5 protein-coding genes and 1 pseudogene are annotated in these 7289 nt (G+C 64.2%); 1 reads left to right on the top strand and 5 read right to left on the bottom strand.

Going from position 1 to position 7289, the window contains the following annotated elements:
• Window positions 1-163: 163 nt before the first annotated feature.
• Together ABIB45_RS22180 and ABIB45_RS22175 are read right to left on the bottom strand one after the other, a co-directional pair.
• Complete coding sequence (locus tag ABIB45_RS22180) at window positions 164-1189, bottom strand: ATP-dependent 6-phosphofructokinase (RefSeq protein WP_354217995.1); 1026 nt, start codon at window positions 1187-1189, stop codon at window positions 164-166.
• 393 nt (window positions 1190-1582) lie between these two features.
• Entirely contained in the window at window positions 1583-3076 is a 1494-nt protein-coding gene (locus ABIB45_RS22175) for a glyceraldehyde-3-phosphate dehydrogenase (RefSeq protein ID WP_354217994.1), read from the bottom strand.
• 248 nt (window positions 3077-3324) lie between these two features.
• Here ABIB45_RS22175 and ABIB45_RS22170 point away from each other — a divergent pair, with 248 nt between their 5' ends.
• Entirely contained in the window at window positions 3325-3687 is a 363-nt protein-coding gene (locus ABIB45_RS22170; RefSeq protein ID WP_354217993.1) for a cupin domain-containing protein, read from the top strand.
• 749 nt (window positions 3688-4436) lie between these two features.
• Here the strand turns inward: ABIB45_RS22170 and ABIB45_RS22165 are convergent.
• The 3 genes and pseudogenes from ABIB45_RS22165 to ABIB45_RS22155 all read right to left on the bottom strand — a co-directional run bounded on the left by ABIB45_RS22165 (window position 4437) and on the right by ABIB45_RS22155 (window position 7099).
• On the bottom strand, window positions 4437-5099 hold the full coding sequence (locus ABIB45_RS22165; RefSeq protein ID WP_354217992.1) for a hypothetical protein: 663 nt from the start codon (window positions 5097-5099) through the stop codon (window positions 4437-4439).
• Window positions 5100-5154: 55 nt separating this feature from the next.
• Window positions 5155-5994 carry a peroxidase family protein gene (locus ABIB45_RS22160; RefSeq protein ID WP_354217991.1) on the bottom strand — a complete coding sequence of 280 codons (840 nt, stop codon included), beginning with the start codon at window positions 5992-5994 and terminating at the stop codon, window positions 5155-5157.
• Between the two features lie 10 nt (window positions 5995-6004).
• A pseudogene (locus ABIB45_RS22155) lies at window positions 6005-7099 on the bottom strand (cation:proton antiporter).
• Window positions 7100-7289 lie beyond the last annotated feature (190 nt).

Raw genomic sequence — 7289 nt, 5'->3', positions numbered from 1 at the left:
CCGGATGGGCGAACACTTCGCCGACAGCGTCCTCAACGGTAGGCCGCTCCGCTACAATCTCACGGACGCGGCAAACAACGCGCGGGTGTTGGAATTTCTCAACAGGGCAGCGCGGAAACCAGAAGGCGTGTGAACCGAGACCTCATTCTTGTGCCCAGGAGGCTCAGCCGAACAGGACCGCTGCTTCGTCGTAACGGTCCTGTGGGACTGTCTTTAGCTTGCCCAGGGCTTCCTGGAAGTTCACGTGCCGGATATCCGTTCCCTTCAGCGCCACCATGGTGCCCCAGAAGCCCTCAACCACGGAATCAATGGCGGCCATGCCCAGGCGCGTGGCCAGGACGCGGTCGAAGGCGGACGGCACGCCGCCGCGCTGGATATGGCCCAGGATCGTGGCCCTGGTTTCAATGCCGGTGCGGGCCTCAAGTTCGGGGGCGAGCTGATCCGCGATGCCACCCAGACGGGGGCGCCCGAAGGTATCCAGTCCGCGCTCGGAGTGGGGGGATTCCATGTGGTCCGGAACGAAGCCCTCGGCCACCACTACCAGCGGTGCGCGGCCACGGGCGTGGGCTTCCTTCACCCACTGCGCGGTCTGCTCGATGCTGACTCCCTGCTCCGGGATCAGGATGGCGTGGGCGCCGGCGGCCATGCCGGCGTGCAGGGCAATCCAGCCCACATGCCGGCCCATGACCTCGGCGATCATGCAGCGGTGGTGGGATTCCGCAGTGGTGCGCAGCCGGTCGATGGCTTCGGTGGCGATCTGCACTGCGGTGTCGAAGCCGAAGGTGTAATCGGTGGCGTCGAGATCGTTGTCCACGGTCTTGGGAACACCAACGATCTTCAGCCCGGCGTCGGTCAACCGCTTCGCCGCGGCCAGGGTCCCTTCGCCGCCGATCGCGATGATGGCATCAATGCCGAGGCGGTCCATGTGGGCTTTGATGACTTCAGGTCCGCCGCCGTTTTCGAACGGGTTGGTGCGGGAGGTGCCCAGGATGGTGCCGCCCTGCTTGGCGATGCCGCGAACCATGGTGCGGGGAATGTCGATGATGTCGCCTTCAACCACACCGCGCCAGCCGTCCAGGAAGCCCACGAATTCATGGCCGTGCACGGTAATGCCCTTAAGGACGGCGCCGCGGATGACCGCGTTCAGGCCGGGGCAGTCGCCGCCGCTGGTGAGGATTCCAATTTTCATGTTTCGGCTCAAATTCTGGGAGAGGGTTTGCAGGCAGATCGCCACACTGTGGCGCCTGGAAGTGTTGTTGAAGCTAGGTAGTAGGGCACAAACCGGTTGCAAATCCGGGGTGCGCTACACCGTACGAGGCGGAGCTGCACGTGCCGCTTCATGGGGAGCCTCCTGTCGGGGACGGCCGTCCGATGACCTGCTGATCATGCTTGGCGGCCAGGACGGCGAGATCGTGGATGAGCTGTTGCATCTCCCGGTCACGGCCCCTGACGGGCCGGACCTCGGAGAGGAGAACAGGTTTCCTCAAAGGAGTGGGCACGGGAGTCCGGTCAGCCGATGGCGGCTTCAGAGGCGGTTCCTTACCCGCGGAGGAATCAATAAAGAGCATTGAGTCTCCGTCAGCTAGGCCGATTTCAACGCGGCAAGCACTGACATGGCCTCCTGAACCACATCCCTCGCGGGGAACGAGGGCCAGTTGACGCCTGCCATTTCCGCCATGACCCGGACCACCTGGCAGCTGTAGCCGAACTCGTTGTCGTACCAGACGTAGAGGATGACGTTCTTGTCATTGGAGATGGTGGCAAGGCCGTCCACGATTCCGGCGCGGCGCGAGCCGACGAAGTCGGTGGAAACAACCTCGGGCGAGTCGATGTAGTCGATCTGCTTGCGCAGTTCCGAATGCAGCGACATGTCGCGGAGGAAGCTGTTGATTTCATCCTTGGTGGTGCCGTTTTCCAGGCTCAGGTTCAGGATGGCCAGCGAAACGTCCGGGGTGGGGACGCGGATGGAGCTGCCGGAAAGCTTGCCCTGAAGTTCGGGCAGCGCCTTCCCCACAGCTGTTGCCGCACCGGTTTCGGTGATGACCATGTTCAGCGCGGCGGAACGGCCGCGGCGGTCGCCCTTGTGGAAGTTGTCGATCAGGTTCTGGTCGTTGGTGAAGGAGTGGACGGTCTCCACATGGCCGTGGATCACGCCGAACCTGTCGTTGATGGCCTTCAGGACCGGAGTGATGGCGTTCGTGGTGCAGGACGCCGCGGACACGATCTGGTCCGAGTCCAGGATGGTGCCGTGGTTAATACCGTGCACGATGTTCTTCAGCGCACCCTTGCCCGGTGCAGTCAGCAGGACCCGGGCCACGCCCTTGCTCTGCAGGTGCTGCGACAGGCCTTCAGCGTCACGCCAGCGTCCCGTGTTATCCACAACCAGGGCGTTGTCAATGCCAAAGGCGGTGTAGTCGATCGTGGCCGGGTTGTCCGAGTAGATCACCTGGACCTGCACGCCGTTGGCGGTGATGGTGTTGGCTTCCTCGTCAACGCGGATGGTGCCCTCGAACGGGCCGTGGACCGAGTCGCGCCGCAGCAGGCTGGCACGCTTGGTGAGGTCCTTGTCCGAGCCGCGGCGCACCACGATGGCGCGCAGGCGCAGGCCCTGGCCGCCGCCTGCCTTTTCGATGAGCAGGCGGGCCAGCAGCCGGCCGATGCGGCCAAAACCGTAAAGCACAACGTCGGTGCTGCTGCGGTCATCAGCACCACGCTTGCCCACGACCTCGGCGAGTTCGGCCCGGAGGAACTCCTCCAGCGTTGCCCCGGCACCCTCTTCCTTGAACTTCTGGTTGAGGCGGGCGATATCGATCGCTGCCGAGCCCAGCTCCAAGCTGGAGAGGGTGTTCAGGAGCGGGGCGGTCTCCTCCAGGAGCAGCTCGCCTCCGCTGACCCGGCGTGCGAAGCGGTGCGCCTTCAGGATGTTCATGGTGGACTTATTGACCAGGCTGCGGCCGTGGATGCTGGTCACCACATTGTTTTCGCGGTACAGCCGGCCAATCACCGGAATCATGGCCTCGGCGAGGGCCTCCCGGCCCATCCACGTCACAAGGCAAGAATCTGAAGGTTGTAGCATGGGGCGTCCTTTCGCGATGGGCGGATCTGTTGGAGCTTGGCCTAGCCTCCATGGTCCAGTCATTTGCGGATAGGGGAAACGCCATTTCGGGATGGTTTTGACTACCCCAATGGGTAGTCTGAGCGGCGCGCCGTAGCGGCGCGCGGTCGCTTCCCCACCCGAACAGGCTGGGCTACAGTGCCTCTAACTGGTCATCCACCAGCCCGCCGGAGACGTTGCCGGCGAGTAAAAGCAGAAAGGCAAAACCCATGAGCGTAACTTTCCAGCCCACCGAACTCTTCGCGAGCGACCTAGACGAATCCCCGCTCGGCCCTCCGCTGGCCGAGGTAATCGGGGACGAGATAGCAACGCGAATTGCCATTCCCTTCACCAGCGACGACTCCCGCATCCTCTCTGGAGTCTGGGAAGCAGACCCAGGCCTCTCACGATGGGAATTCCTGGAGCGAGGTGAGGCGATTCATGTCCTGGAAGGCCGCATGGTGGTCACCGAGGATGGCGCTGAACCCATCACTCTGGAGGCCGGAACCGCCGCCATCTTCCCGATCGGGTGGCAGGGGACGTGGGAGATCCAGGAGCGGATCAGGAAATTCTTTGTCATTTTCGCAGCCTGACCGCGAGAGCACTATCGTGTCAGGCCCGGGTAGCGCCCGGGCCTGACACGTCAGCTACTACCCTCCGCCGATCCGGGCTCATTCAGCCGCCGGCTGCATTCCGCTGCCGGCCCGGACGCCCCGGTCAGTTCAGGTCGAAACGGTCTAGCTCCATGACCTTCAACCAAGCCGCCACGAAGTCGTTGACGAACTTCTCCCTGCCGTCGTCGCTCGCATAGACCTCAGCCAGCGCCCGGAGCTGGGAGTTGGGAGTTGGAGCCGAAGACGAGGGCCACCGGTGTGGCGGTCCACTTCAGCTCGCGGGTGGCGACGTCCCTGATTTCGTAGACGTTTCGTCCGTCTCCGACGCCTTCCACCAGGTGCCGGAGAGAGCAGGTTGACGAAGAAATCGTTGGTCAGGACCTGGGGCCTGTCGGTGAGGATGCCGTGGCCGGAACCGCCGACGTTGGTGCTGAGGGCACGCATCCCACCGACCAGCGCTGTCATCTCCGGGGCCGAAAGGTCCAGCAGATACACTTTGTCGAGCAGGAGAGTCTCCGGCTGGAGCTTCCCGCCGGGGGCGCACATAGTTGCGGAAGCCGTCCGCCCGCGGCTGCAGGTACTGGAACGACCCAACGTCGGTCTGGTCCTGGGCTGCGTCGGTGCGGCCGGGTCGGAAAGGGCACCGTTAGGGCAAAGCCGGCATTTCTGCTGCTTTCTCCACCGCCTTGCCTCCGGTCTGGGCGGAGTTGAACTGCTGCTGCACCGTCTCAATTGCCTGCGGAACAGTGGAAAGTTGACCCGGCTCGTTGGCCTTCCCGCGCTGCGGTCCAGCCGGATCCGTGCCCCGATGGCGCCGCCGCGCCTGTCGGTCTTGCGGAAGGTCGAAGCACGGACCCCGCGGTGCCGGCATGCTGGGAGACGGACAGGCCGGAGTCCAGGAGCCGGGCCTTCAGTGACGCGGTGTCCTGCTCGTCGATCAGCTCGTGGTCTACTGCCGGGAAGGGGTCCTGCCAGAGCTGGGCCTCCGGGACCCACGGCCCGAGCAGGTGGGGGCCGGCCGGGCCCATGTCGCGGTGCAAAAGCTTGTACCAGGCCTTGGCGAACGCAAGCGCGAACTCGTCCGGGTTTTCCAGGAAACGCCGCGAGATCTCCCCATAGATGGGGTCGACGCGCAGCGACAGGTCCGTGGTGAGCATCGTTGGCCGGTGCTTCTTCTCGGGCTCATGGGCGGCCGGGATGACCTTTTCGGCGTCCTTGGCCACCCAGTGGTGGGCACCCGCCGGGCTCTTGACAAGCTCCCACTCGTGCCCAAGGAGGATCTCGAAGAAGCGGTCACTCCACTCGGCGGGCCGGTCCGTCCAGGTGACTTCCAGGCCGGATGTGATGGTGTCCGGCTCCTTGCCGGTCCCGTAGGTGCTGAGCCACCCCAACCCCTGTGCCTCAAGGTTGGCGCCCTCAGGTTCTGGGCCGACGTGCGCATCGGCGTCACCGGCGCCATGGGTCTTGCCGAAGGTATGCGCCGGCGATCAGCGCGACGGTCTCCTCGTCCTTCATCGCCATGCGCTTGAACGTCTCGCGGATGAACGCCGCGGCTGCGAGCGGGTCCGGGTTGCCCATCGGCCCCTCGGGGTTGACGTAGATCAGGCCCATCTCCGTGGAGCCGACCTCCGCTGACATCTGGCCCTCGCCGATGTAGCGTTCGTCGCCGAGCCAGGTGTCCTCGGGACCCCAGAAGATCTCTTCGGGCTCCCACACGTCCTCGCGGCCGAAAGCAAAGCCGAACGTGTCAAAGCCCATCGACTCGAGGGTCACGTGGCCGGCGAGGACTATCAGGTCAGCCCAGGAGAGCTTCTGGCCGTACTTCTGCTTCACCGGCCCCAGCAGCCGCCGCGCCTTATCGTTGTCCGGCCAGCTGTTCAGCGGTGCGACCCGCCGGCTGCCGTCCCCGGCACAGGCGCGGCCGTCGTGGACGCGGTAGGTGCCGGCAGCGTGCCAGCTCAGACGGATCATCAGGCCGCCGTAGTGGCCGAAGTCCGCGGACCACCAGTCCTGGGAGGTCGTTAGGACCTGAACGATGTCCTGCTTGAGCGCCTCGACGTCGAGTTTCTGGAACTCCTCGCTAAAGCTGAACGTGGGGCCGAGCGGGTTGCCCGCCGGGTTGTGGGTGTGGAGCACGGTGAGGTCAAACTGGTTCGGCCACCAGTCCGCGACAGTCCGCGGACGGTGGACTTTGGGCTGCGGTGAGTCGATGGCCGGGTTCTCACTCTCGCTGCCGTGCGAGGTGACGCTGACCATGAGCAGGTGCGCGAAGAAGAGCCCCTCCACAGCACAGCTATTAGGCTTTGGTAACGACGAGTTCTGCGCGCAGCACGATGTCCAGCATCGGTTCGATGTAGCGCGCGGCCAACGGGCCAACCCCGGCCATGACCAGCACATAGGCAGTCGCCATGGCCGCCAGTTCCTGGGTGACGGCACCGGATGCCACGGCCAGGCCCGCGATGACGATCGAGCATTCCCCGCGGGCTATTAGCGCCGCTCCGGCACGGAGACGGCCGTGGCGGGCAATGCCCTCACGCTTGGCGGCCCAGATACCGATGGCCATTTTGCTGGCGGCGGTGACAAGAGCGCGGACGAGCGCCCAGCCAAGCACTGGCGGAATGGAGGCAAAATCAGTGTTAAGCCCGAACGCCACAAAAAAGATCGCGGCAAAAGGTCCCGCAGCCGTGCCGGAATACGCGTGGCATTGTGCGATGTGGCGCCGGAGATCGCGATGCCGAGCAAGAAGGCCCCCACTGCCGCTGACACCAGCATGGCGGACGCCACGCCGGCTACGAGCAGGGCCGCGCCCAGGATGTTCACGAGGAACACCTCTGAGTTCTCGCTGTGGACAATCTTGGAGACCCGGTGTCCGTGGCGCAGCGCAAGCGTGAGGACCACGGTCACCACAGCCAACGCAATGCCCACGGTGGTGAGCCCGCCGAGGAAACTGGCGCCGGCAAGAATACTGGTGAGGACGGGAAGGTACACCGCCATGGTCAGGTCTTCAAACACAAGGATGGAGATCACCACACGGGTTTCCCGGTTGCCCAGCCAGCCCAAATCAGTGATCACCTTAGCCGCGATTCCCGACGACGAGATGTAGGTGACGCCGCCCATCACCACGGCACCCACGAATCCCCAGTTCAGGAACAGGGCAAGTGCTGCCCCCCGCTACGAAGTTCAGGACGAGATCAAGGAGGCCGGCCTGCCACGATCTTCGCAGTCCGGTGAAAAGTTCGGACGCCGAATATTCCAGCCCGAGCATAAGCAACAGCAGAATAACGCCGATCTCCCCGAAGAGGTGCGCGGAATGCTTCATGCCTTCAAGGTCAACAATCCCGCCCGTGCCAAAGGCGAGGCCGCCCAGGAGATAGAAAGGGATGGGTGACATTCCGATCCGTCCTGCCAGTCTGGCCAACAGGCCGAGGGAAAACACCACTGCTCCCAGTTCAATGAGGCTCAAAGCTAGCGGATTCATGGCCACTTACTAAGCCTTGATCCACCGATCCGGGGTTGGTCTTGATGGATTTCGGTGTCGGCCGCGGATTCTGGTTTCGGGCGTGGCAGATCACCGGCCTCGC

Origin of the sequence: Arthrobacter sp. UYCo732 (genome assembly GCF_040547265.1) — a bacterium.
Lineage (GTDB): Bacteria > Actinomycetota > Actinomycetes > Actinomycetales > Micrococcaceae > Arthrobacter.
This window is presented reverse-complemented; position numbering and strand designations above follow the sequence as displayed.